The 22879-nt window shown below is 70.5% G+C and carries 20 protein-coding genes; 8 read left to right on the plus strand and 12 right to left on the minus strand.

Going from position 1 to position 22879, the window contains the following annotated elements; genetic code table 11:
* The first annotated feature begins 18 nt into the window (after positions 1–18).
* Positions 19–438 (plus strand): bacteriohemerythrin, encoded by a 420-nt coding sequence (locus D3869_RS18580; protein ID WP_137141374.1) that lies wholly within the window; start codon positions 19–21, stop codon positions 436–438.
* 51 nt (positions 439–489) lie between these two features.
* Here D3869_RS18580 and D3869_RS18585 read toward each other — a convergent pair whose 3' ends face one another.
* Entirely contained in the window at positions 490–972 is a 483-nt protein-coding gene (locus tag D3869_RS18585) for a hypothetical protein (RefSeq protein ID WP_137141375.1), read from the minus strand.
* Positions 973–1237: 265 nt separating this feature from the next.
* Between D3869_RS18585 and D3869_RS18590 the strand changes: the two genes are divergently transcribed.
* Both D3869_RS18590 and rodA read left to right on the plus strand, forming a co-directional pair.
* Positions 1238–3841, plus strand: coding sequence for a TIGR02302 family protein (locus D3869_RS18590; RefSeq protein ID WP_137141376.1), 2604 nt, complete (start codon positions 1238–1240; stop codon positions 3839–3841).
* Between the two features lie 138 nt (positions 3842–3979).
* Complete coding sequence (gene rodA, locus D3869_RS18595) at positions 3980–5152, plus strand: rod shape-determining protein RodA (RefSeq protein ID WP_137141377.1); 1173 nt, start codon at positions 3980–3982, stop codon at positions 5150–5152.
* 22 nt (positions 5153–5174) lie between these two features.
* On the opposite strand, the gene D3869_RS18600 is transcribed toward rodA, so the two are convergent.
* The 5 genes from D3869_RS18600 to D3869_RS18620 all read right to left on the minus strand — a co-directional run bounded on the left by D3869_RS18600 (position 5175) and on the right by D3869_RS18620 (position 10268).
* On the minus strand, positions 5175–6479 hold the full coding sequence (locus D3869_RS18600; protein ID WP_137141378.1) for a hemolysin family protein: 1305 nt from the start codon (positions 6477–6479) through the stop codon (positions 5175–5177).
* A gap of 27 nt (positions 6480–6506) precedes the next feature.
* A complete protein-coding gene (locus D3869_RS18605; protein WP_137141379.1) occupies positions 6507–7199 on the minus strand; it encodes an exopolysaccharide biosynthesis protein in 693 nt (230 codons plus the stop codon).
* A gap of 133 nt (positions 7200–7332) precedes the next feature.
* A complete protein-coding gene (locus tag D3869_RS18610; RefSeq protein WP_137141380.1) occupies positions 7333–8541 on the minus strand; it encodes a sensor histidine kinase in 1209 nt (402 codons plus the stop codon).
* A gap of 52 nt (positions 8542–8593) precedes the next feature.
* The gene (locus tag D3869_RS18615; RefSeq protein WP_137141381.1) at positions 8594–9706 is read right to left on the minus strand and encodes a cobalamin B12-binding domain-containing protein; all 1113 of its coding nucleotides are present in this window, start codon (positions 9704–9706) and stop codon (positions 8594–8596) included.
* A gap of 127 nt (positions 9707–9833) precedes the next feature.
* On the minus strand, positions 9834–10268 hold the full coding sequence (locus D3869_RS18620) for a response regulator (RefSeq protein ID WP_137141382.1): 435 nt from the start codon (positions 10266–10268) through the stop codon (positions 9834–9836).
* 296 nt (positions 10269–10564) lie between these two features.
* Here D3869_RS18620 and D3869_RS18625 point away from each other — a divergent pair, with 296 nt between their 5' ends.
* Positions 10565–11179: a hydrolase gene (locus D3869_RS18625; protein WP_137141383.1), complete on the plus strand. Its 615-nt coding sequence runs from the start codon at positions 10565–10567 to the stop codon at positions 11177–11179.
* 215 nt (positions 11180–11394) lie between these two features.
* The gene (gene hpnH / locus D3869_RS18630) at positions 11395–12522 is read left to right on the plus strand and encodes an adenosyl-hopene transferase HpnH (RefSeq protein WP_137141384.1); all 1128 of its coding nucleotides are present in this window, start codon (positions 11395–11397) and stop codon (positions 12520–12522) included.
* Here the strand turns inward: hpnH and D3869_RS18635 are convergent.
* The 3 genes from D3869_RS18635 to shc are packed head-to-tail and all read right to left on the minus strand — an operon-like array spanning position 12463 to position 15511.
* Positions 12463–13167: a hypothetical protein gene (locus D3869_RS18635; RefSeq protein ID WP_137141385.1), complete on the minus strand. Its 705-nt coding sequence runs from the start codon at positions 13165–13167 to the stop codon at positions 12463–12465. The two genes, hpnH and D3869_RS18635, sit on opposite strands and share 60 nt — an antisense overlap.
* Positions 13168–13176: 9 nt before the next feature.
* On the minus strand, positions 13177–13569 hold the full coding sequence (locus tag D3869_RS18640; RefSeq protein ID WP_247895779.1) for a DUF2141 domain-containing protein: 393 nt from the start codon (positions 13567–13569) through the stop codon (positions 13177–13179).
* A gap of 10 nt (positions 13570–13579) precedes the next feature.
* Positions 13580–15511 carry a squalene--hopene cyclase gene (shc, locus tag D3869_RS18645; RefSeq protein ID WP_175426525.1) on the minus strand — a complete coding sequence of 644 codons (1932 nt, stop codon included), beginning with the start codon at positions 15509–15511 and terminating at the stop codon, positions 13580–13582.
* Positions 15512–15683: 172 nt separating this feature from the next.
* Between shc and D3869_RS18650 the strand changes: the two genes are divergently transcribed.
* On the plus strand, positions 15684–18371 hold the full coding sequence (locus D3869_RS18650) for an MMPL family transporter (protein ID WP_137141387.1): 2688 nt from the start codon (positions 15684–15686) through the stop codon (positions 18369–18371).
* Here the strand turns inward: D3869_RS18650 and D3869_RS18655 are convergent.
* Together D3869_RS18655 and D3869_RS18660 are read right to left on the minus strand one after the other, a co-directional pair.
* Entirely contained in the window at positions 18283–19308 is a 1026-nt protein-coding gene (locus tag D3869_RS18655; protein WP_247895780.1) for a hypothetical protein, read from the minus strand. The genes D3869_RS18650 and D3869_RS18655 overlap by 89 nt on opposite strands.
* Positions 19309–19424: 116 nt before the next feature.
* The gene (locus D3869_RS18660; protein ID WP_137141388.1) at positions 19425–20519 is read right to left on the minus strand and encodes a sulfotransferase family protein; all 1095 of its coding nucleotides are present in this window, start codon (positions 20517–20519) and stop codon (positions 19425–19427) included.
* Positions 20520–20690: 171 nt separating this feature from the next.
* Between D3869_RS18660 and D3869_RS18665 the strand changes: the two genes are divergently transcribed.
* Positions 20691–21356, plus strand: coding sequence for an ABC transporter substrate-binding protein (locus tag D3869_RS18665; protein ID WP_247895781.1), 666 nt, complete (start codon positions 20691–20693; stop codon positions 21354–21356).
* A gap of 18 nt (positions 21357–21374) precedes the next feature.
* The gene (locus tag D3869_RS18670; protein ID WP_137141389.1) at positions 21375–22352 is read left to right on the plus strand and encodes an NAD-dependent epimerase/dehydratase family protein; all 978 of its coding nucleotides are present in this window, start codon (positions 21375–21377) and stop codon (positions 22350–22352) included.
* Positions 22353–22455: 103 nt separating this feature from the next.
* Here D3869_RS18670 and cueR read toward each other — a convergent pair whose 3' ends face one another.
* The gene (gene cueR / locus D3869_RS18675) at positions 22456–22875 is read right to left on the minus strand and encodes a Cu(I)-responsive transcriptional regulator (RefSeq protein WP_175426526.1); all 420 of its coding nucleotides are present in this window, start codon (positions 22873–22875) and stop codon (positions 22456–22458) included.
* Between the last annotated feature and the right edge of the window lie 4 nt (positions 22876–22879).

Consider the following 22879-nt stretch of genomic DNA (forward strand, 5'->3'; position numbering starts at 1 on the left):
AAACGGGCGGGGAACATCATGGAGTGGGACGCGGCCTATGCCATCGGTCAGAGCGCGGTGGACGGGGACCACCAGCGGCTGTTTCAGCTCTTCAACCAGTTCAGCGCGGCGATCGCCGCCGGGGAAACGCGCGAATCCGCCAACCGTTTCCTGCGCGAACTGGCCGATTACTCGGCCTATCATTTCCGCCGCGAGGAAGGGCTGATGCACGCGGTCGGCTACCCCGACTACGCCAAGCACAAGACGATGCACGACACCTTCGCCGACTTCGTCCGCCGGCAATCCGATTCCGGCGCCCGCGATCCGGAGGAGGTCCAGTTCCTCCAGAGCTACGTCGAGATGTGGCTCTGCGGCCATATCCTGGTCATGGACAAGTGGTTTGGCGAATGGCTCGACGGACGGGGTGAGAGGACCGGCACGACGGCCCCTACGGCCTGAGCGGCCGGGCTGGGGCAGCCCGGCCTTCGGAACGCCGCGACCGCGCGCCGTTTACTTCTTGTAGGGATTGGCCACCCACGACTTCAGATAAGTCTCGAGTTCGGTGTCGCCATCATAGTAAAGCCACTCGGTTTCCTCCTTCGACAGCGGCTTGGTCGGCGACGGCCGATAAAGCTTGTCGTAGGGCACCGAGAAGACGCCCAGGTCGGGGGCCGCCTCGAGAATTTTCTTCACCCACCCCTCGGCTCTCACATAGAGGGTCTCGTAATCCGTGGCGACGGACACGAATGGGTTTTCGTTCGAGTTCTCGGATTGGCTGCCGAACGAGCTTTGCTTGATCGCCCAGTCGTTCAAGGCCGAATCGCCGGGCTTGGCGAAGCCGCCGCCGACGGTGTTCCGGCGGCGCGACCTCCAGTCGGTCGCTTTCGCCTTGTCGGCGAACCGATAGACAAGGACCTGTCCAGCCTTGTCGGGGTCGAGGGTGTACGGCTCCCCGGCGGCGGTCGCGGTCGAGAATGTCTTGGGGCTTGGCATGGAAACGCTCCTGAACGGACACGGTGGCGCGGGCGCGCTGCGCCTCGCCTTCTGGAGAACGTCCCACCGCCCGCGGCCGTGAATGGGAAAGGGCGCTGCCCTCTCGACCATCCGTCGGGTTGCCTTAATTTGGACATGGCCCGATGTTTCGGTAGCGAACCGGCATGCCGGACCGCGACAGACGGCGCAGCCGAGCCTATATCCTGACGATGTCCCGGCGGCGGTGTCTCCTCCCGCCCGGTGCCTGACCAGACGGGAGAGCGGCATGAGCGACAGCAAGGACGGGTTCCGCTTCCCCCTGCGCAAGGAGGCGCCCCCCGCACCCGCCCCGCGGGAGCCCCGCCTGCGCATGGGGCAGGCCCGCGCCGCCCTGCTCTGGGAACGGCTGTGGCCGGCGCTCTGGGCGCCCATCACCATCGCCGGGGCCTTCCTCGCCTTGGCCCTGCTGAACGTCTTCCTGCTTCTGCCGGGCTGGCTGCACGCGCTGGTCCTGCTGCTGTTCGTCGCCGCCATCGGCTGGACGGGGTGGCGCGGGCTGCGTGCCTTCCGGCTTCCGGATGAGGACGCCGCCCGCCGCCGGCTGGAGCGCGACAGCGGCCTGCCCCACCGCCCCCTCCACGCCCTGCGCGACACGCCCGCCGGCAACGACCCCGTCGCCGCGGAGCTGTGGCGCCTGCACCAGGAGCGGGTGCGCGCCGCCATGCGGCGGCTGCGCGTCGCCATGCCACTGTCCGACGGCCTCGCCGCCCGGGACCGCTACGCCCTGCGCGCGCTGGTGGCGCTGGTGCTGATCGCCGCGGGCGGGGCGACCTGGGGCGACTGGAAGCCGCGGCTGGCCGCCGCCATCACCCCGCATTTCGGCGGAACGGCGACGGCGTCGGTCGCGACGCTCGACCTCTGGGTGACGCCGCCCGAATACACCGGCCTGCCGCCGGTTTTCCTGAAATCGGCCAACCCCGCCCACACGCCGAGCCTCGCCGATCCCGTGCCGGTCCCCAAGGGCAGCCTCGTGCTGGCCCGCGTCACCGGCGGCAGCGGCACGCCGTCGCTGGAGGCGGGCAGCAAGACCACCGCTTTCGAGGCCGTGGACTCCGCGACCTTCCAGATCCAGCAGCCCATCGAGGACGGCGCCCGCATCGCCGTGACCCAGGGGTCCAACCTGTTGGGCGGCTGGAACGTGCGGATCATTCCGGACACCCCGCCGACCATCGCTTACGCCAGCCCCCCGACCAAGGGGGAGCGCGGTGCGCTGCGGCTGGACTACACCGCGCAGGACGATTACGGGCTGGCCGAGGCCAAGGCCGTCGTTCGGCTGGACCTGCCGGAGGGCGAAGCCCCGGCGCTCGACCGCAGCCCGCTGGAACTGCCGCTGGCCCTGCCCGGCGTCCGCCCGCGCGAAGCGCGCAACGCCGCCTTCCACGACCTGACCGCCCATCCCTGGGCCGGGCTGAACGTCACCATCCGCCTGACCGCGCTCGACGGCGCCGGCCAGACCGGCAGCACCGAGGACGTGGCGATGGTCCTGCCTGAGCGCGTCTTCAACCACCCGGTCGCCCGCGCCATCGTGGAGGAGCGCAAGAAGCTGACCCTGCGGCCCCAGCAGCTCCGCATCGAGGTGGCCCGCGCCCTGGCCGAGATCTCGGCGCGGCCGAGCCAGTTCGGCGGCGATCTGGTGGCTTTCCTGGCGATGCGCACGGCGGTGAACCGCCTGCTGCTCGACGAGGAGGGGGCATCGGTCCCCGCCGTCCAGCAACTGCTGTGGGAAACCGCGCTGCGCATCGAGGACGGCGGCCTGTCGCTGGCCGAGCGCGACCTGCGCGACGCCGAGAGCCGTCTCGCCGAGGCGCTGGAGCGCGGCGCCGACGACCAGGAACTGAAAAAGCTGATGGACGAGCTTCAGGCGGCGCTCGACAAGTTCCTCGACGCCATGGAGCAGCAGATGCGCGAGGCGCTGGAGCGCGGCGAGCAGATCCCCATGGTGCCGCCGGAAATGGCCGACCAGATGATGGACCGCCAGGACCTTCAGCGCATGATGGAACAGATGCGGCAGATGGCCGAGACCGGCGCCCGCGACGCGGCGCGGCAGATGCTGTCCCAGCTCCAGCAGATGATGGAGCAGATGCGCAACGGCGCCATGGCCCAGATGCAGCAGCAGGGCCAGAACGAGGCGGCGCAGATGATGCGCGAGCTTCAGGAGCTGACGCAGCGGCAGCAGCAGCTGCTCGACCAGACCTTCCGCCAGTCACAGGAGCAGATGGGCCGGCAGGACGGGCAGCAGGGACAGCAGCCGGGGCCGCGCAACCGCCAGGGCCGTCCGCAGCAGGGACAGCAAGGGCAGCAGGGCCAGTCCGGCAGCCCGCTGATGCAGCAGCAGGCCGAGCAGCAGGAGGCGCTGCGCCGCCAGCTCGGCGAGTTGATGCGCCGTATGGGCGAGCAGCAGGGCGGCGAAATTCCCCGCCCGCTGGGCCGCGCCGAACGGGCCATGCGCGACGCGGGCCAAGCGCTCCAGCAGGGGCAACCCGGCTCCGCCGTTCCGCCGCAGACCCAGGCGATGGACGAGCTTCAGCAGGGCATGCAGGCCATGGCCGAGCAGATGATGCAGCAGATGATGGGCCAGCAGGGTCCGGCGATGAGCGGGCAGCAGCCCGGGCAGGCGCAGCAGCGCCAGGGCCAGGGCCGCAACCGCGATCCGCTGGGCCGCCGCCCCTCCGGCTTCGGCAACTACAACAACGAGGACGTGAAGATCCCCGAGGAGGCCGAACTCCAGCGCGCTCGTGAAATCCTCGACGAGCTGCGCCGCCGCTCCGGCCAGTATGGCCGCCCGCAGATGGAGCGCGAGTACATCGACCGCCTGCTGAAGCAGTTCTGACCGGCCGCTGAAGCAGTTTTAAGGCGGGGGGAGCGGGCGGCTTTACCGGAGGGCGGCGCTGGTGCAGTATCCGCCGCGCAAGGCGCCGCCGCTTGCCCTTCCGGCACGGACGCCCCCGGACACAACGAACGTTTCCTCATGGTCGCGGTCCTTTCGAACCACGGGTCGGGCGGGCTGGCCCCGCAGCGCCCGGAACTGACGCTCGGCAGCAAGTTCCGCATGATCAACTGGGGGCTGGTGCTCCTGGTCTGCATCATCACATCGGTCGGGGTGGCCCTGCTCTACTCGGCCGCCGGCGGCAACTGGAAGCCCTGGGCGCAGCCGCAGCTCGTGCGCGCCATTCCCGGCCTGGTCCTGATGCTGATGATCGCGCTGGTCGACGTGCGCCATCTGATGAAGTCGGCCTACGCCATCTTCCTGATCGTGCTCTGCCTGCTGGTCGCGGTGGAGCTGATGGGCCGCATCGGCATGGGCGCCCAGCGCTGGATCGACCTGGGATTCTTCCAGCTACAACCGTCCGAGCTGATGAAGCCGGCCCTGACCCTGGCGCTGGCGCGCTACTTTCACGGCATCTCTCTGGACCAGATCGGCCGCCCGCTGCTGCTGATCCCGCCCTTGCTGCTGGTCTTCGTCCCGGTGGCGCTGGTGCTGATGCAGCCGAACCTGGGCACCTCGCTGCTGCTCATCATGGGCAGCGGCGCCGTCTTCTTCGCGGCGGGCGTGAGGATCTGGAAGTTCCTGCTGGTCATCGGCGGCGGCCTGTCGGCCATTCCCATCGCCTGGGAGTTCCTGCACGATTATCAGAAGCAGCGAGTCTACACCTTCCTCGACCCGGAGACCGACCCGCTGGGCGCCGGCTACAACATCCTCCAATCGAAGATCGCCCTGGGGTCGGGCGGGCTGTTCGGCAAGGGCTTCATGTCCGGCTCGCAGAGCCAGCTGATGTTCCTGCCGGAGAAGCACACCGACTTCATCTTCGTGGTGCTGGCGGAGGAGTTCGGGATGGTCGGCGCGCTGATCCTGCTGGCGCTGTACCTGATGCTGTTCATCTACGGCGTGGTCATCGCGCTGAGCTGCCGCAGCCAGTTCGCCCGGCTGGTGGCGGTCGGCATGACCGCGCAGTTCTTCCTCTACGTGATGGTCAACGTGTCGATGGTGACCGGCCTGATCCCGGTGGTGGGCATCCCGCTGCCGCTCGTGTCCTACGGCGGGTCGGCGATGATGACGCTGATGATCGGCGTGGGGCTTCTGCTCAGCATGTCGGTCCACCGCGAGGTCCGCATCCCGAAGAGCGGCGTCACCGAGCTGTGACGCCGCCAGTCGGAGCGCTCCGTCAGCCCTCCGAGACCTCGCCGTTCTCCTGGATCAGCACCTTGTCGATGCGGCGGCCGTCCATGTCGATGACCTCGAAGCGCAGGCCGTTCCAGCGGAAATGCTCAGCGGCGGTGGGGACATGGCCCAGACGGTCGAGCATGAAGCCGGCGATGGTGTGGTAATCGCCCTCGCCCTTCAGCCCCTTCACGCCGACCAGCGACTCCACCTCCTCCACCGGGGTCATGCCGTCGACCAGCCAGGAGCCGTCCTCGCGCTGGACCGCGAAGCCGTCGCCTTCCTGCCCCTGCTCGGGCATCTCGCCGGCGATGGCCTCCATGATGTCGGTGACGGTGGCGATGCCCTCGACGCTGCCGTATTCGTCCACCACCACGGCCATGTGGATGCTGGCCTGCTTGAACAGCTCCAGCAGCCGCAGGACGGGGGTGCCGTCATGGACGATCAGCGGCTCCACCATGGCCTCACGCAGGTCGAAGCTGCGGCCCTGGAGCGCCTGGTTGAGCAGCGCCTTGCTGGACACGATGCCCTGCACCTCGTCCACGTCGCCGCGGCAGACCAGGAAGCGGGAATAGCCGCTGGCCTGGATCTCCTTGGCGATGGCGTCGGGCGGGTCGTCGAGGTCGATCCACACGAGGTCCGGGCGCGGCGTCATGATCGACCGCGCGGTGCGGTCGGACAGGCGGAACACGCCCTCGATCATCTGCCGCTCGGCGGGTTCGAAGACGCCGGTCTGCGTGCCCTCCTTGATGAGGCTCTTGACCTCCTCCTCGGTGACGGTCTGCTCGCGCGCGGTGGGCAGGCGCAGCAGCTTCATCACGCCCTCGGTCGAGACGCCGAGCAGCCAGACCAGCGGCATGGCGATGCGCGACAGGACGCTCATCGGACCGGCCACGCCGGCGGCGATGCGCTCCGCGTTCACCAGCGCCATGCGCTTGGGCACCAGCTCGCCGACGATCAGCGACAGGTAGGTGATCGCGGCGACCACCAGCGCGAAGCCGACCTGCTGGCCGTAAGGGGCGATCCAGGAAACGTTGGCGTCCAGGACCGTGCCCAGCCGGTCGGCCAGGGTCGCGCCACCGTAGGCGCCGGCGATGATGCCGATCAGCGTGATGCCGACCTGCACGGTGGAGAGGAAATTGCCGGGGTCCTCCGACAGTTTCAGCGCGGCGCGGGCGCCCTTGCTGCGTGTTTCCTCGGCCATCTGCTGAAGCCGCGCGCGCCGCGACGACACCAGCGCCATTTCCGACATTGCGAAAAAGGCGTTCAGCAGGATCAGCAAAATGATGACCAGTACTTCCCAAATCATGGCGTCGAGCCCGCGGGCGCTCCCTCTTTATGAAGACAGTTTGTCGAAGATCAGCATGCCGGCCTGCCCGAAACCGAACAGGATGGCAGCGACGATGACGATGGCGATCAGTCCGGCGACGAGGCCGGCGGCGACGAAAGCCCCATCCTTCTCGATCAGCCCCAGCGCGATCAGCGCGATGGCGAAGGCCGGCGGCTGGTTGCCGAAGACGATGGGAAGGGCCAGAATTCCGGCGAGGATCATCACGGCCACGCCGAGCAGCCGCTCCGCCGTGGGGGCGGTCATCGCCGGCAGGCGCGGGCGCAGATGCCGCTCCAGCCGGTCGACGTGCGGCTTCGCCTTGGCGATCACGCGCAGGAAGGCGTCGCGGTCGAGCGTGAGGGCGGCCAGACGGCGCGGCAGCCAGGGGCGGTCGCGCCCGGCGGCGATCTGCGCGCCGATCAGCAGCATCGGCAGGCCCGTCGCCGTGGACAGGCCGGGCACCGGCAGGATGTTCGGAATGGACAGGATCAGAAGAAGGGCGCCGAAGGCGCGGTCGCCCAGAATGCCCACGAGGTCGCCCAGCGCGATCCGCGCGCCATGGTCGTGGTTCAGGAAATCGTCCAGCACCGCCGAAGCGGGGTTCACCGGCGGGGAGCCGGTGGGCGCGGCATCGCCGCGGTCAACGTCCTCCGGAGCCTGACGGTCCAGGGACGTGTCGGGAGGTCGGCCGTCGCTCACGGCGCTCCCCACGGAGGCCGCCCGAAACGGCGGAAGGGTAAACCCATGGACCTTTCGCGTCGCAACATCGTAGGGATTCCTTTTACAGCATCGCCGGTCGGCGCGCCAGCCCGTCTGTGGAATGCGCCGCGTCTCAAGGGGATGATGCCACAAACGGCAGGTCCACGGTGAAGGTCGAGCCGCGTCCCGGCGCCGAATCGGCGGTGATGCGCCCGCCATGCCCCTCGGCGATGGACCGGCAGATGTAGAGGCCGAGGCCGACCGTCCCCTCCCCCTCGGTGCCCAGCCGGCCGGTGCGCGCGAAGGGCTGGAAGAGCTGGGCCAACTCGGCCGGGGGAATGCCCCTTCCCTCGTCGGACACGCGCAGGCGCGCCCGGCCGCCACCCTCGCTCGCGGTCTCGCCCGGGGCCTGGCTGAGGGCGACGCGGACCCGCCCGCCCCGGTCGGAGTATTTGATGGCGTTCGACAGCAGGTTGTTGAGAAGCTGATCCAGCTTGGCCGGGTCGATGTCGGCCATGGGCAGCGGGCGTTCGGGCACGGACAGCTCGATGGTGATGGTCTTGCCCTCGGCCAACACGCGATTCATCGAGACGTTCCGACGGACCAGCGCCGCCAGATCGGACGGTCGCCGCGCCAGCCGCAGTTGCCCGGCCTGCAGCGCCGCGAGGGACAGCGCGTCCTCCACCATGTGGCGCATCGACAGGCTGGATTCCCGGATGCGCTCCAGGCAGGCCCGCTCCGTCGCCTCCAGCCGCCCGTCCAGCCTCTGTTCCAACAGCTCCGCGAAGCCGACGACGACCTGGAGCGGCGTGCGCAGGTCGTGGGCCAGCATGCCCATCAGACGGTTCTTCTGCTCGTTGCTGGCGGCCAGTTCGGCGTTGGCCTTGGCGAGCGCCCGCTGGACGGTGGCGAGTTCGTTGTTGAGGAGGGTCATCTCGTCGAACAGCGCGTCCACGGTGGGCACCTCCGGAGCCGGCACCGCCCTGCGGAGCGGAGCGAGCCGCTCGGCAAGCCGCGGGTTGAGCGTCTCCATCTCCTCAAGCAGGGCCGGGAGCCCGCCGGGTGCCCGCGCCACCGCCAGCAGCAGTCCCTCCGCGTCGCTGAGCCCGCTGACATGGAACGCCCCCGTGGGGTGGAGTCGGCTGGACAGGAGCTGATCGATCATCCGGCCGGACTTCCGCAGGCCGCTGAACAGGTCCAGCGCGCCCGCCACCGCGTCCGGGCCGAACAGCACGGGAAAGGGGGTGCCCGGCTTTCCGGTCAATCCCGGCAGTCCGGCGCCCACCCGGTGCAGGGCGCGCAGACGCCCGTCGTGATCGCAGGTCAGGACCAGCCCGTCCATGCCTTCTCCCTCAAGCCGCACACATCACGCCATCCCCGTCACGCCATGCCCGTCACGCGACACCGGCGGCACGGTCCGGAGCCGCCGGGCCGATCAGCCGGTCCGCGATGGCGACCGCCTCCTCGGCGCCGGGGGCGAAGGCGTCGGCGCCGACCGTCCTCCACAGGTCCGGAACGAGGTTGAAGGGGTAACCGCCGACCAGCACCCGCGGCGGCTGTTCCCACGGCTCGGCGCGCACCGCGGCGATGAGGGCGGCGACCCGCCCGACATGGGCGGTGATGGTGGCGGACACCGCCAGAATCCGGGCGTTCCGCTCACGCAGCGCGTGGATGATGCTGTTCGCGGGGGTGTTGGCGCCGAGATAATGGCTGTCCCAACCGGCCATCTCGAAGAAATCGGCGACCATGCGGATGCCGATCTCGTGCTGCTCCCCGCCGACGCAGGTGGCGACTATGGACGGGCCCTTCCGCTCGGTGGCGAAGATCGCCGGGTAGAGCTGACCCATGATCGCCTGGGTGGCGGCGGTGGCGAAATGCTCGTGCGCCACGGTGATCGCCCGCGTCTGCCAGAGCCGCCCGATCTCGCGCAGGGCCGGTTGGAACACATGCAGGTACAGGTCGGGCACCCTGGTCCCGCCGGCGGCGGCTTCCGTCACCATCGTCGCCGCCCGGCGCCGGTCGCCGGACAGCAGCGCATCCAGATAGGCGCGCGCGAGCGCGCCGAGCGGCGCATCCGATCGGACGAAGGGCGGCACGTCCCGTGGCAGGCCGGGCAAAGCCGCCAGCCCCTCCCCCACGCACGCGCGCACGCGCGCCGCCGTGGCGGAATCGACCCGGCCGGCCACGACGTCGCGGAGGATTTCCAGGCTTTCGCCCAGCTCCCCGTCGGGGATGCCGATTCCGGCGAAGAGGATCTTGACCCAGGCCACATATTCGCGAAACAGCGCCGGGCTGTCGCTCGCCACCGCTTCCGCCAGATACAGAAGGTGGAAGCTGACATCCTCGACGCAGTGCTCCCGGCCGGCATCGCCATACCGGGCGTAAAGCGCCGGCCAGCGCTCGAACTGAATCGCCACGACCGCACGTGCCAATTCCTCGCGGCGGTCCACGATGGGATTGGAGGCGATCCGCAGCGGACCGGAAATGGGCCGGACGGTCCCCGGCATGGCACGGCGTCTCCCGTCAGGGGATGTTCGGAAGGAAGGTGCCCCCTCCCACCCATTCCTGCAACGCCCGATTTCGCGAAATGGTTCAGTTTCCGAGCAATCACGCCTAATGATTGTGGAAAGCCTGTCAGCGGACTTTCTGAAGAACGAAGGACAGCCGCTTCTGGAGGTCGGCCTTCGACACCGGCTTCACCAGATAACCGGAGATTCCGTAGGCGATGGCCCGCTTGACGGTGTCCGCCTCGCGGTGGGCGGTCAGGACGATCACCGGAAGATCGGCCAGAGGATTTCCCGTGGCCGTCCGCAGCGCGTGCAGCAGGTCCAACCCGCTCATCCGCGGCATTTCCAGATCGCAGATGGCGAGGTCCACCTTTTCGGGATGGTCGCGCAGGATGGCCAGCGCCGACACGCCGTCCGACGCCTCCCACACCTGGCGAACCTTCAGATCCTGGAGCAGACGGCTCATCAGCCGGCGGGTGAAGTCATCGTCTTCGATCAGCAGGACACGCAGGTCGTTGATGCTGCGGTTCAGCGACCCATCCTTCGCAGGCTCGTTGAGCATCGGCGCGGCCATCCTATCCGTGTCGTTGCATTGGGAAAGCGTCTGAGCACGTTACATCGCTGGGAACGACCGGAGAAGTCCGCAAATGATGCAAAAATCGTAATTTATGCAACCATGGAAACGGGCGGAGCGACGCGCTGTCGTGGATGATCGCGACCTTGCGCCGGGGCCCGTTGTCCGCCCTGTCGGCGATCTGCTAAACCCGCAAGGCCCGATCAACGATCGGGCCGACGGCCGGGGCCGCCTCTCGGGGATGGCCCCGCACCCCGCACGCGGTTTCGGAACAGCCAGCCACCATGCAACTCGACCTTCTCAAGAGACCGGACGGACGGACGGCCATCCTGATGCCGTCCGGCTTCGTCCTCGACCTGCTGACTCCGGACGCCACGGGCATGCCGATCGAGGACATCGCCCAGTGCCTGTCGTCCCAGCCGCGCTGGGGCGGGGCGGCCCGGCCCTGGTACTCGGTCGCCGAGCATTCGGTGATGGTCTCGCGTCTGGTGCCGCCGCCCCTGGCCTACTCGGCCCTGATGCACGACTGCGAGGAGTTCCTCGGCGACTGGCCGTCGCCGGTGAAGGTGATGCTGGACCGCGACTACGTCAAACAGCGGCTCCATCCGGTCAAGGACGCGTTGCGCCGCTGGTTCGGCTTCGACGACGAGGCGCCGGCCATCAAGCAGGCCGACCTCGTCTGCATGGCCACGGAGCTGCGCGATCTCCTGCCGCCCGCTTGGCTGGATTGGGGACACCTGCCGCCCGCCCACCCGGACAGGATCGTCCCGGTCGGGCCCGATCGGGCGTACGCGCTTTTCCTGGAGCGGTACGAGGCGTTGAAGCACCTCGCCCAGCCGCAAGCCAAATCCCCGAAGGCCAAAGCCACGCGGAGCAGGCGCAAGGCGCCGCAGCCTTGACCGCGACGGCGAACCCCGCACCGAAAGGGCGTACGTACGCCGTGTACGTCCGCCAAACCCTCGCGGGCCGCCGGACCGCGGCACGTATCATACAGTAAGCTACCTGCCGTGCGTCCCCGGACGCTCCAAACTGGAGCGCGATGCAATTTCAGGGATGAGCGAATGACGGCGATCCACCAGACGGCGATCCACCATGGTCCGGGAGAGGCGTAGCCATGGCCGTTCCCGCGATCCAGGCGGCGCTCGTCGGCGCCTATGTGCTGCGCCAGCGCCTCAAGGGCAACCGGCGTTTCCCCCTGGTGCTGATGATGGAGCCGCTGTTCCGCTGCAACCTCGCCTGCGCGGGTTGCGGCAAGATCGACTATCCCGACCCCATCCTGCGCCGCCGCCTGTCGGTGGAGGAAGCTTTGGACTCGGTGGACGAATGCGGCGCCCCGGTGGTCTCCATCGCCGGGGGCGAGCCGTTGCTGCATCCGGATATCCACACCATCGCCGCCGGCATCGTGGCGCGCCGCAAGTTCGTCTACCTCTGCACCAACGCCCTGCTGATGGAAAAGCGGCTCGACCGCTTCACCCCCAGCCCCTTCTTCACCTGGTCGGTCCATCTCGACGGCGGGCGGGAGGAGCATGACAAGGCGGTCTGCCAGCCGGGCGTCTACGACCGCGCCGTCGCGGCGATCCGGGCCGCCAAGGCGCGGGGCTTCCGCGTCAACATCAACTGCACCCTGTTCGACGGGGCGGAGCCGGAGAAGGTCGCCGCCTTCCTCGACGAGGTCATGGCGGCCGGCATCGACGCCGTCACCGTGTCGCCCGGCTACGCCTATGAACGCGCGCCCGACCAGGAGCATTTCCTGAACCGCCGCAAGACCAAGGAGCTGTTCCGCGACGTCTTCGCGCGGGGGCGGGGCCGGAAATGGCGCTTTTCGCAATCGTCGCTGTTCCTCGATTTCCTGGCCGGCAACCGCAGCTACCGCTGCTCGCCCTGGGGCAACCCGACGCGCAACGTCTTCGGCTGGCAGCGCCCCTGCTATCTGCTGGGCGAGGGCTACGCCCCGACCTTCAAGGCGTTGATGGAGGAGACGGACTGGGACGCCTACGGCACCGGCAATTACGAGAAATGCGCCGATTGCATGGTCCATAGCGGCTATGAGCCGACCGCGGTGGAGGACACGCTGCGCAATCCTCTGTCGGCGCTGGCGGTCAGCCTGCGCGGACCGCGCACGGAGGGGCCGATGGCGCCGGAGATCCCGCTGGACCGCCAGCGCCCGGCGGAGGAGGTCTTCTCACGCCACGTCGCGGACACGCTGCGCCGGATCGAGGCCGAGCGGACCGCCGCCGAGTAAATCCGTCGGAATGGCCTGGGCGGCGCCGCGCAGTGACGCCAGGGCGCGGCCGAGGTCCCAGGCCAGCCGGCCCAGCGCGACGAGTTCGCGGGGGTCGGCGACCAAGCGCGCCAGCACGGCGCCGGGGGCCATGCGCCCCGCCCCGTCCAGCCCGGCCAGCGCCGCCCTGGGGAGCGCCCGCCACGCCGGATCGGCGACCACCCGCAGGACGGCGAAGGGCCGGCCCCACGCCTGGCAGGCCCGCGCGACGGCAAGGCTTTCCAGATCGACGGCCACGGCGCCGGTCAGAGCCCGCAGCCGCGCCTTGTCCCCGACCGTCGCCGCCGGTATCCGGGCGCCCGCCACCAAGGCGGAGCGCGCCAGCGGCAAGGCGCTCTGGAGGCGGTCCCGCCAGGGTCGCCACGTTTCGAAGACGGCGCCGTCCTCATCGACGACGGCCGTCGCCAGGACCAGCGAGCCGGGCCGCAGGTCGGGCGCCAAGCCCCCCGCGATGCCGAAGCTGACGATCCCGCCGGCGCCCCCCTCCAGCAACCGATGCGCCGCCAGCGCGGCGGCGGCGTCCCCCATGGCGCAGGCGACGGGAAGCCCGCTGCGCCGGGCCAGACGGGCTTCCAACGCCATGCCGGTGAGGATCGCGGCGGTCATCACGCCTCCCTACGGAGATACCCAGTAACGCAGCGTCAACGCCGTCTCCACATCCTCCGCCCCCACCGTCACGGCGGCGTCGCGGAAGCTCGGCGGCGCCAGAAGCACGGGGGCGTCGTTGCCGAAGCCGAAGCCCTCCCGCGGCACGCCCAGAAGATTGCGGTCCAACCGGCCGTTGCCGTTCTCGTCGTGGTAGGCGCGCAGCGCGTAGGTCCCCGGCGGCAGGTCGGGAACGGCAATGCGCACCGACCCCTCCACAGCCGGGGCGGTGGCCCGGAAGGCGCAGCGCCCCGCCGGGTAGGCCGCCTCCTCGCAGACGGCAAGGACGACCTCCCCCTCGCCGTTGCGCACGCCCTGGACGGTCACGGCCAGGGCCGCGGCCAGGACCGCCGCTCCTCTCACGCCCGCCCCATCAGGGTCTCAGGGCCTGGTAACGGGCCAGCGCCCACAGGGGGAAACTCGCCGCGTAGCCGTGGTACTTCAGGTAGAAGACGCGGGGGAAGCCCACAGCGGTGAAGGGATCCTCGCTCCACAGCCCTTCGGCGTTGCGGGCCGCCAGCAGATAGTCGATACCGCGGTCGACCGCCGGGTGGTTGCCCTTGCCGGCGGCCATCAGCCCGAGCAAAGCCCAGGCGGTCTGCGAGGCGGTGGAGACCGGTCCCTCGCCGCGCGGGTTGCCGGCCCAGTAGCTGGCGCCGTCCTCGCCCCAGCCGCCGTCCGCGCGCTGGTGGACCAGCAGCCACTGCGCGGCGCGCTGGACCGCCGGTGCCGCGTGTGGCACGCCGGCGGCGTTCAGCGCCTCCAGCGCCGACCAGGTGCCGTAGACGTAGTTGGTGCCCCAGCGCCCGAACCAAGCGCCGTCGCTCTCCTGCTCGCGCTCCAGAAAGGTCAGGCCGCGGCGGGTCGGCAGGGTGTCGCGCCCCTCGCCCAGCCGGGCCAGCATCATGACGCAGCGGGCCGTCACGTCGGAGGTCGGAGGATCGAGCAGGGCGCCATGGTCGGCGAAGGGGATGTGGTTGAGGAAATCGTGCTGGTTTTCGGCATCGAAGGCGCCCCAGCCGCCGTTGCGGCTCTGCATGCCGACGATCCAGTCCCGCGCGCGGCGGATCGGCTCGCCATAGCGCTCGGCGTCCAGCCGTTGCAGGGCCATCACCACCATGGCGGTGTCGTCGGTGTCCGGATAATGGGGGTTGTTGTACTGGAAGGCCCAGCCGCCCGACGCCAGCCCCGGACGCTGCCACGCCCAATCGCCCTCCACGTCCAAAATCTGCCGGTCGACCAGCCAATCCGCTCCCCTCCGGGCCGCGGCGCGGGCGAGCGGGCTGCCGGTCTCCAGCAGGGCGTTGCAGATGATCGCGGTGTCCCACACCGGTGACAGGCAGGGCTGGCAATAGACCCGCCCCGGCTGCCGCACCACCAGCCCGCGCAGCGCGCGGCGCGCCGTCGCCGCGTCGGGATGGTCGGGCGGCATGCCCAGGCAGTGGAACATCAGCACGGCGTTGACCATCGCCGGGAAGATGGCGCCCAGCCCGTCCTCCCCGTTCAGCCGCTCGGTGACGAAGCGCACCGCGCGGTCGATGGCCGTCTGGCGCCCGTTGGCGGGCAGGCGCGGCTCCACCGCGTGCAGGGCGGCGTCGAGCGCGCGGAACAGCGTGGCCCAGCCGCCGCGGCTGTTGTTGCTGTGCCAGTTGCGCACCCGTTCCGGGGGCTCGGTGAACAGCTCCGCGATGCCGATTCCGCGCGGGTTGCGGGCGCGCAGCCGGTGCGCCATGACGACCAGCAGCGGCACCACCACCGTCCGCGACCAGTAGGAGATGCGCGAGATGTGGAAGGGCGACCAGGGCGGCAGGTTCATCACCTCCACCGGCATCGCCGGCACGGCGCGCCAGGGAATCTGCCCGAACTGGGCCAGCAGGATGCGGGTGAAGACGTTGCAGCGCGCCGCGCCGCCGCGCGCCAGGATCGCCTCGCAGGCGCGGCGCATGTGCGGCGCCTCGGGACTGTCCCCCGCCGCCTTCAGCGCGAAATAGGCCTTCACGCTGCAGCTGATGTCCATGGCGCCGCCGAAGAACAGCGGCCAGCCGCCGTCCTTGCCCTGCCGCCCGCGGATGAAAGCGGCCAGCCCGGCTTCCAGCTCCGGGTCGATCTCGTCCAGGATGTGGTGCAGCAGCAGATATTCGGACGGGATGGTGGCGTCGGCCTCAAGCTCGAACACCCAATGGCCGTCGGCCTGCTGGCGGCGGATCAGGGCGTCCGTGGCCTCGGCCACGGCGCCGCTCACGGCCTTGGCCGACGGCTCGGCCCGTTGGACCCGCAAGGTTGTGCTTGCGTTGTGGTCTTGCATCGGCGCTCCCGCTTTGCCCCGGTGTTCTCCATGGGTGTTTCCCATGGTGGAGGTATCTGGGTAACGAGGTGCCGCGGTTCGCCCATTGGTTGGAAGTAACATACAGTAGCGTACGTTGGGTGCCAAAGGTTGTCCTGGCAGACTGCGTACGCTTTCTAGGGAGACGTACAGCGTGACAGAACGGCAAGGTGTCCTGGGCCGGATGGCGGACTTCGGCCGCGCCATGATCGGGGGCCTGGGCGCCCTGTCCTGCCGGAGGCCGAAGGTGACGCTGGCCCTCTGGGTGCTGATGACGGTGCTGGCGGGCTGGTATTCCGCCGACAATCTGACGATGAGCACCAGCACGTCGGACATGATCTCGCCCGACACCGCCTTCCGTCAGCACACGGAGGAGTACCGGCAGGCCTTTCCCTTCGCCGACGACCAGATCGTCGTGGTGGTGGACAGCCCTTCCCCCGATCAGTCGGACGCCGCCGCCGTACGTCTGGCGGAACGCATGTCCGCCCGTACGGACGTGCTGTCGGCGGTGGAGGTGCCGTCCGCCGATCCATACTTCCACCGGTACGGGCTGCTTTTTCTCGACACGGAAAAATTGCAGGACTTGGCGACCCGGCTGGCCGGGGCGCAGGCGGCGCTGGGCGCGCTGAACGCCGCGCCGAACCTCCAGGGGCTGGCCGACCTGCTGGACCTGATCCTCACCCACGCGGACGAGGGCGCTCCGGCCACCCCCGCCGAACTGCTCAACCGGCTGGCGGTCAGCAGCGCGACGGTGGCGGATGGGCGTCCGGTGCCGCTGTCCTGGACCGGGCTGGTACAGGCCGCGGAGGAGGAGGACCGGGCGGCCAACCGCCGCTTCGTCCTGGCCCGGCCCATCCTCGACAACAGCTCCTTCGGGCGCGGGCGGCCCGCGGTGACCGCGGTGCACGAGGCCATCGGCGCTGTGATGGCGGAGCCGGTCGGGCAAGGGGTCGAGATGCGGGTCACCGGCGCCGTGCCGCTGCGCCAGACGGAGCTGGACACGGTGGCCAACAGCGCCGGCATCGCCACCATCCTGTCCTTCATCCTGGTCTCGGCGGTGCTGATCGCCGGGATGCGGTCGGGGCGGCTGATCGCCTGCATCATGGTGGTCCTGCTGCTCGGCCTGACGCTGAGCGCCGGGGCGGCGGCGCTGACCGTGGGGCGGCTGAACCTGATCTCCGTCACCTGCGCGGTGATGTTCTTCGGGCTGGGCGACGATTACGGCGGGCATCTCGGCCTGCGCTACCAGGAGGAGCTGCGCCGCGGCCTGCCGCCGCTGGCCGCCGCCATCGAGGCGGTGCGGGCGGTCGGCCCGGCGCTGGTGCTCAGCACCCTGTGCGCCATCATCGGCTTCCTGTCCTTCGTGCCGACCGCCTATCTGGGGCTGGCGGAGTTCGGCGTCATCTCCGCCGTCGGCATGCTGGTGGCCCTGCTCATCAGCCTGAGCCTGCTGCCCGCCCTGATCGTCCTGCTGCGCCCCGGCCCCGGCGTTCCGGCGCCGGAGCGCGAGGACCGCGGCTTCGCCGGCTGGGTGAGCCGCCACCACCGCGCCATCCTCGCCCTGGCCGGAGCCAGCGCCGTCCTCTCCATGGCGGCGCTGCCGCTGGTCCGGCTGGACGTCAACCCGCTGAACCTCCAAGACGAGACGACCGAGGCCGTCGCCACCTACCGCGATCTGGCGACCACCCCGCGCACCTCCCCCTATTCCGTCAACATCCTGACGCCCGACCTCGCGGCGGCGCAGGCGCTGGCCGACCGGCTGCGGGCCCTGCCGGAATCCGGCGGCGTGCGGACCTACGCCAGCTTCATCCCCAAGGACCAGGAGGCCAAGCTGCCCATCCTGGCCGACCTGTCGCTGCTGCTCGGCCCCAGCCTGACCGCCCCGGTGGAGTCGGCGGCGCTGGACCAGGGCGCGCTGGAGCGGGCCTTCGCCGCGCTGAAGGGCGTGGTGGCAGTATATCTGGCGGACAAGCGCGACGGTCCGCCCGAACTGCGCGCCGCCGTGCAGGGCTTCGGCAACGCCCTGTCCCGCATCCAGCCGGCGCAGCTCGCCACGCTCAATGGCGCGCTGACCGGAGGGGTGCCGCCATTGCTCGACCGGCTGCGCGAGGGCATGGCGGTGGAGCGGCCGGTGACCGCCGCCGACGTGCCGGACAGCCTGAAGGCGCGCTGGATCGCCGCGGACGGGCGCGCCCGCGTCGAGGTGCTGCCCACCCACGACATCTCCGACAGCCGGGACATGGCCGACTTCGCCGACGCGGTGCTGGCCGTGGCCCCCAACGCCACCGGCGCGCCGGTCACGGTGACGGAGGCGGCCCGCGTCGTCGGTTCGTCCTTCCTGGAGGCGACGGCGCTGACGCTGGTGCTGATGGTGCTTCTGCTGGTCGCGGTCCAGCGCTCGGTGACCGGGATGGTGCTGATCCTGGCGCCGCTGGTCCTGGCCGCCCTGTGGACCATGGCGACCGCCGGGCTGCTGGACATCCCCTTCAACTTCGCCAACGTGATCGTCATCCCACTGCTCTTCGCGCTCGGCGTGTCGAGCAGCATCCACATGGTCACCCGCGGGCAGGATCTGGTGCGGGAGGGCGCGTCGGAGGGCGCCTTCGGCATCGAGCTTCTGGTGACCAGCACCCCGCGCGCCGTCCTGGTCAGCACGCTGACCACCAGCACCGCCTTCGCCACGCTGGCGCTGTCCAACCACCGCGGGCTGTCCAGCATGGGAGTGCTGCTGGCGGTGTCGATCACCTACACGGTCATCTCGTCGCTGGTGGTTCTGCCGGCGCTGATGATCCTGTGGCACCGTTGGCGGCTGCGTCGCAGACCAGCAGTCCCGGCGCGGTGACCGAGCCGATGATCAGCCGCCCGTTCCACGAGAGGGCGACCGTGGCGGCGGGGAAGCGCCGCCCGTCCCCGTCCAGCAGGATCTCCGTCCCGGCGGGGCCGAGCGCCGCGATCCGGGTCGGCGCCGCCGCCCCTCCCGGCCAGCCGTAGCGGTGCAGCGCCAGCCGGAACGGCGATGGGTGCAGCGCCACCAGCAGGCGGCCGTCCGGGGCCATCGTCAGGTTGTCCGGCCCGCCGGGAACGGCGATGCGTTGCGGCGGCGCCTGCGGATCGGACAGGCGGTAAACGAGCAGCGCGTCCTCCCGCGTGGCGGCGACGGTCAGCCGGTCGTGGGCCGGCTCGGGGAACAGGCCGTTGGCGAAGCCGATCCCGCCGATCAGGACGCGCGCGCCGTTGTTCTCGACGAGGCCGACGAAGCCGTGGCGCCCGCCGAGGACGTTGTCCTCGATCACGGCACTCCAGCCGCAGCCGCCATGGCTGCTGGTGAAGAGGAAGCGGTCGCCGTCGAGGAAGGCGACGTCGTTGGCCCGGCAGAGGAGCGGGCCGGCGTTGGTGCCCTGGTGGGTCAGGGTAACGCCGTCGAGGCGATAACGCTCGACCGTCGCCGACCCGTCCTCGTGGCGGCTGATGGCGAGCAGGGAGCGCGCGCCATCCGGTTCCGCGCGCAGGTCGATGCCCGCCGGGCGCAGGCCGGTGGCGAGCGGGGTGACGGCGACGGACGGCGCGTCGAGGGATCGCAAGTTCAGCCGATAGAGCCCCCCCACGGTTCCGGCACGGCGGTCGTAGGCGGACAGCACCGCATGACCGCGCGCGGCGTCGAGCGCCATGTCCTCGATGCCGGTGACGGGGGCGCCGTCGGCGGTGACGGAAACGGTGCGGCAGGCGGATTGGGCGGGGTGGGTGAGGAGAGTGATGAGCAGAACGGTTATCGCCCCCACCCTCCCCGCTTCGCGGGTCCCCTCCCTCCCCCGCTTCGCAGGGGAGGGCGATATTCCCTCCCCTGCGAAGCGGGGGAGGGTCAGGGTGGGGGCAAAACTCCGCCATCCCACGCCTCTCACGCCACACCGGCCCCCCAGCGCGCGACGAAGGGCGCCCATTCGCGGTCCACCCGCTCCCGCCCCTCGTCGGACAGGCGGTGGCGGTTCTTCGCGTAGCCGCTCACCGCCCCCAGATACCCCTCGAAAGCCGGGCGCGCCGCCGCGAAGCCCGGCAATTCCAACGTCTGGTACAGCCGCTCCGCCTCCTCCAGCGGCGCGCGCTCGAAGCGCTCGAAGGGCACCTCGGCGAAGCGGTTCGCCGGCAGGTCGGCCGTGTCGTCGATCAGCGCCTGCATGATGCGCGGGTAATGGTCCAGCACCACCCGCTCCACGTCGATGTGCTCATGGGGCTGGAGCGCCAGCCGCGCCAGCAGCGTCCGGTAAAAGCCCACCGTCGACACGAACACCGCCCGCGGGTCGCGATGGATGTGGATGAAGCGCGCGTCGGGCCAGATCTCCCGCATCATGGCGACCCGCGCGCTGTAGACCGGATTCTTCAGCAGGATGCAGCGCCCGCCCTGGGCGATCGACACCTTCTCCAGGAAATAGAGGAAGCGGCGTTTCCAGGCCTCCCGCTCCGCCGCCGTGCAGCCGTCGAAGTAGAGTCCCCGGCGCAGGTTCTCGTCGAAACGCTCCGGGAAATAGAGCCCGTGGTAGAAGGAGACCGGCGACATGTTCGCCAGCGCGATCTCGTCCTCCTGCGGGCTGTCGGCCTTGACCGGCACGTTGTCGATGTAGCGCCGCTCCGGCAGGGCGCGGGCCAGCAGCGGCCGCAGGACCGAGCCCAGCCCCAGCATGTCCCAGGGCAGGCCGACCGCGAAGGGGTCGATGATGCCGAATTGCGGGTCGCGGCTCAGCACGTTGTAGAGGTGGGTGGTGCCGCTGCGCCAATGGCCGAGGATGAAGACCGGCGGCGGCAGGCCGGCGGACGTCCGCCGCCGCGCCGCCACCCACCCGGCCTCGGCCAGCGAGAAGGGCGCGCGCCCCAGCGCCGAGGCCAGCGCCGCCAGCGCCGTCGGCCAGCCGCGCCCGCGCGGCCCGCCGTTGCGCGCCAGCACGGTCAGCAGGGTGATGGCGTCGCAGCCATACAGCGGATGGTCCGGGATCGGCATCCACCCCTCTCGTCCCTTCGCCGGTCCACCCATCCGGACACCTCCCTTCGACAGCGCCGCGCAGGAGGATAGACCGGCCCGGACGCTGTTACATCCCATACGGACGGTTGAATCCGCTTGCCCCGAACGGGCAGATTTCCACGACCAATGCAGGAGGATGGGAACGCCGCGATGATTGGTTCCATCTCACGCCGGGCCTGGATGCGCGCCGCGCTGGCTCTGGCCGTCCTGGCCGCCGGCCTGCTGCCGGTCCCCGCCGTGGCGCAGCAAGCGCCCGGCACGGCAGCCGGCACCACGCCGGGCGCCCGCGCCACGGTGGCGCGGCTGAACGAGGCCATCCTCTCCCTGATGCGGGAGGCCGCGGGACGCGAGCCGGCACGGGCGCGGCTCCAGCGCTTCCTGCCGGTGATGCTCGACACCTTCGATCTGGAAGCCGCACTCCGCGTCGCCGCCGCCCCCTATTTCGACCAGTCGGCGGAGCCGGAGAAGCGGCAGGCGCTGGACGCCTTCGCCCGGCGCAGCGCAGCGCAGTACGTCGACCGTTTCGACAGCTACGACGGCCAGCGGCTCGAGATCGTCGGTGAGCGGCCCGCCCCGCGCGGGATGCTGCTGGTCGACACCGATCTGGTGCGCGCGGGCAAGACGCCGGTGCGGCTCAGCTACCTGCTCCGTCCGGAAGGCGACCGCTGGCGCATCCTCGACGTTCTGGCGAAGGGCACGGTCAGCCAGCTCGCCACCCAGCGCTCGGAGTTCCAGAACACGCTGCGCGGCGGCGGGCTGGCCGCCCTGACGCGCGACCTCAACAGCAACGCCGACCGCATCCTCGGCGGGGCCTAGAGGCGGAGGCGGAGGCGCATGGGCATCACCCTCGTCACCGGGGGCAGCGGATTCATCGGCGGGCATCTGGTGGCGGCGCTGGCCGCGCGGGGCGAGCGGGTGCGCATCCTCGACCTCCAGGACCCGCTGGACGGCCTGCCGCCGGACGTCGAGGTCCGGCACGGCTCCATCCTCGACGCGGCGACGGTGGCCCGCGCGCTCGAGGGGGTGGAGCGGGTCTATCACCTCGCCGCCGTGGCGACCTTGTGGGACCGCGACCCGACGGTCTTCGACCGGGTGAACCGGCAGGGCACAATGGTGGTTCTGGACGCGGCGGCGCGGGCGCCGGCGTTGCGGCGCTTCGTCCATTGCTCGACCGAGGCCGTGATGATCGGCCATCCGCCGTCCCGCCGGCTGCCCGAACGGTTGGACGAGCGCGCCGATCCGGGGCTGGAGGCGCTGGCCGGTCCCTACTGCCGGTCGAAGTATCTCGCGGAGCAGGACGCGTTGGCCGCCGCGGCGCGGGGGCTGCCGGTGGTGGTGGTCAACCCCACGGCGCCCATCGGCCCCGGCGACCGGCTGCCCACCCCGCCGAACGCCATGCTGCGCCTGTTCCGGCGCGGCGGGCCACGGCTGATCCTCGATTGCGTGCTGAATCTCGTGGACGTGCGCGACGTGGCGCAGGGCATGATCCTGGCCGCCGAGCGTGGGCGGGTCGGCGAGCGCTACATCCTGGGGGGAATGGATATCGCGTTGGGCGATCTGGCGGAGCGGATCGACCGGCTGTGCGGCAGGGTTCCGGTCCGCCGCCGCCCCGTGCCGCCCGCCCTGGCGCTGGCGGCGGCGCGGGTGGAGGAATGGCTGTCCGACCATGTGACGCGCCGTCCGCCCACCGCGTCGGTGACGGGCGTCCGGCTGGCGCTGGGCGGCAGCGGCTTCGACAGCAGCAAGGCGATGCGGGAGCTGGGCTACACGGTCAGGCCGCTGGAGGCGAGTTTGAGGGCGGCGTTGGGGTAGGTGCTCGCCCCCACCCTTCCCACGGCTCGCGCCGCGGGCCCCTTCCCTCCCCCGCTGGGCGGGAGAGGGAGTTCATCCCCTCCCCTGCGCCAGCGGGGGAGGGTCAGGGAGGGGGCTCGTGGCAGCAACTCACCCCACCCTCCTCCAAATCCCGCAGGATCGGACAATCCGGCCGCTCGTCGCCATGGCAGGCGTGCGCGAGGTGCTTCAGCGTGTCGCTCATCGCGCGCAGCTCGGCGATCTTGGCCTCCAGCTCCGCCACATGGTCGAGCGCCACGCGCTTCACCTCGGCGCTGGAGCGGCTGCGGTCCTGCCACAGCCCGACCAGGATCTGGATGCGCTCGATGCTGAAGCCCAGCGTCCGCGCGCGCTTGACGAAGCGCAGGACATTCACGTCGTTGGACGAATAGACGCGGTAGCCCGCCGCCGTCCGCCCGGCCTCGGGGATCAGGCCGATGGATTCGTAGTAGCGGATCAGCTTGGCGTTGACGCCGGACGCCTTCGCCGCGTCCCCGATGGTCATGCCG

Source organism: Azospirillum brasilense (assembly GCF_005222205.1).
GTDB lineage: Bacteria > Pseudomonadota > Alphaproteobacteria > Azospirillales > Azospirillaceae > Azospirillum > Azospirillum brasilense_G.

Excerpts from the sequence above, each read along its gene's own strand:
- D3869_RS18580 (WP_137141374.1), top strand. The coding sequence starts at position 19 with ATGGAGTGGGACGCGGCCTATGCCATCGGTCAGAGCGCGGTGGACGGG.
- D3869_RS18585 (WP_137141375.1), bottom strand. The coding sequence starts at position 972 with ATGCCAAGCCCCAAGACATTCTCGACCGCGACCGCCGCCGGGGAGCCG.
- D3869_RS18590 (WP_137141376.1), top strand. The coding sequence starts at position 1,238 with ATGAGCGACAGCAAGGACGGGTTCCGCTTCCCCCTGCGCAAGGAGGCG.
- rodA (WP_137141377.1), top strand. The coding sequence starts at position 3,980 with ATGGTCGCGGTCCTTTCGAACCACGGGTCGGGCGGGCTGGCCCCGCAG.
- D3869_RS18600 (WP_137141378.1), bottom strand. The coding sequence starts at position 6,479 with ATGATTTGGGAAGTACTGGTCATCATTTTGCTGATCCTGCTGAACGCC.
- D3869_RS18610 (WP_137141380.1), bottom strand. The coding sequence starts at position 8,541 with ATGGACGGGCTGGTCCTGACCTGCGATCACGACGGGCGTCTGCGCGCC.
- D3869_RS18615 (WP_137141381.1), bottom strand. The coding sequence starts at position 9,706 with ATGCCGGGGACCGTCCGGCCCATTTCCGGTCCGCTGCGGATCGCCTCC.
- D3869_RS18620 (WP_137141382.1), bottom strand. The coding sequence starts at position 10,268 with ATGCTCAACGAGCCTGCGAAGGATGGGTCGCTGAACCGCAGCATCAAC.
- D3869_RS18625 (WP_137141383.1), top strand. The coding sequence starts at position 10,565 with ATGCAACTCGACCTTCTCAAGAGACCGGACGGACGGACGGCCATCCTG.
- hpnH (WP_137141384.1), top strand. The coding sequence starts at position 11,395 with ATGGCCGTTCCCGCGATCCAGGCGGCGCTCGTCGGCGCCTATGTGCTG.
- D3869_RS18635 (WP_137141385.1), bottom strand. The coding sequence starts at position 13,167 with ATGACCGCCGCGATCCTCACCGGCATGGCGTTGGAAGCCCGTCTGGCC.
- shc (WP_175426525.1), bottom strand. The coding sequence starts at position 15,511 with ATGCAAGACCACAACGCAAGCACAACCTTGCGGGTCCAACGGGCCGAG.
- D3869_RS18660 (WP_137141388.1), bottom strand. The coding sequence starts at position 20,519 with ATGCCGATCCCGGACCATCCGCTGTATGGCTGCGACGCCATCACCCTG.
- D3869_RS18665 (WP_247895781.1), top strand. The coding sequence starts at position 20,691 with ATGATTGGTTCCATCTCACGCCGGGCCTGGATGCGCGCCGCGCTGGCT.
- D3869_RS18670 (WP_137141389.1), top strand. The coding sequence starts at position 21,375 with ATGGGCATCACCCTCGTCACCGGGGGCAGCGGATTCATCGGCGGGCAT.
- cueR (WP_175426526.1), bottom strand. The coding sequence starts at position 22,875 with ATGACCATCGGGGACGCGGCGAAGGCGTCCGGCGTCAACGCCAAGCTG.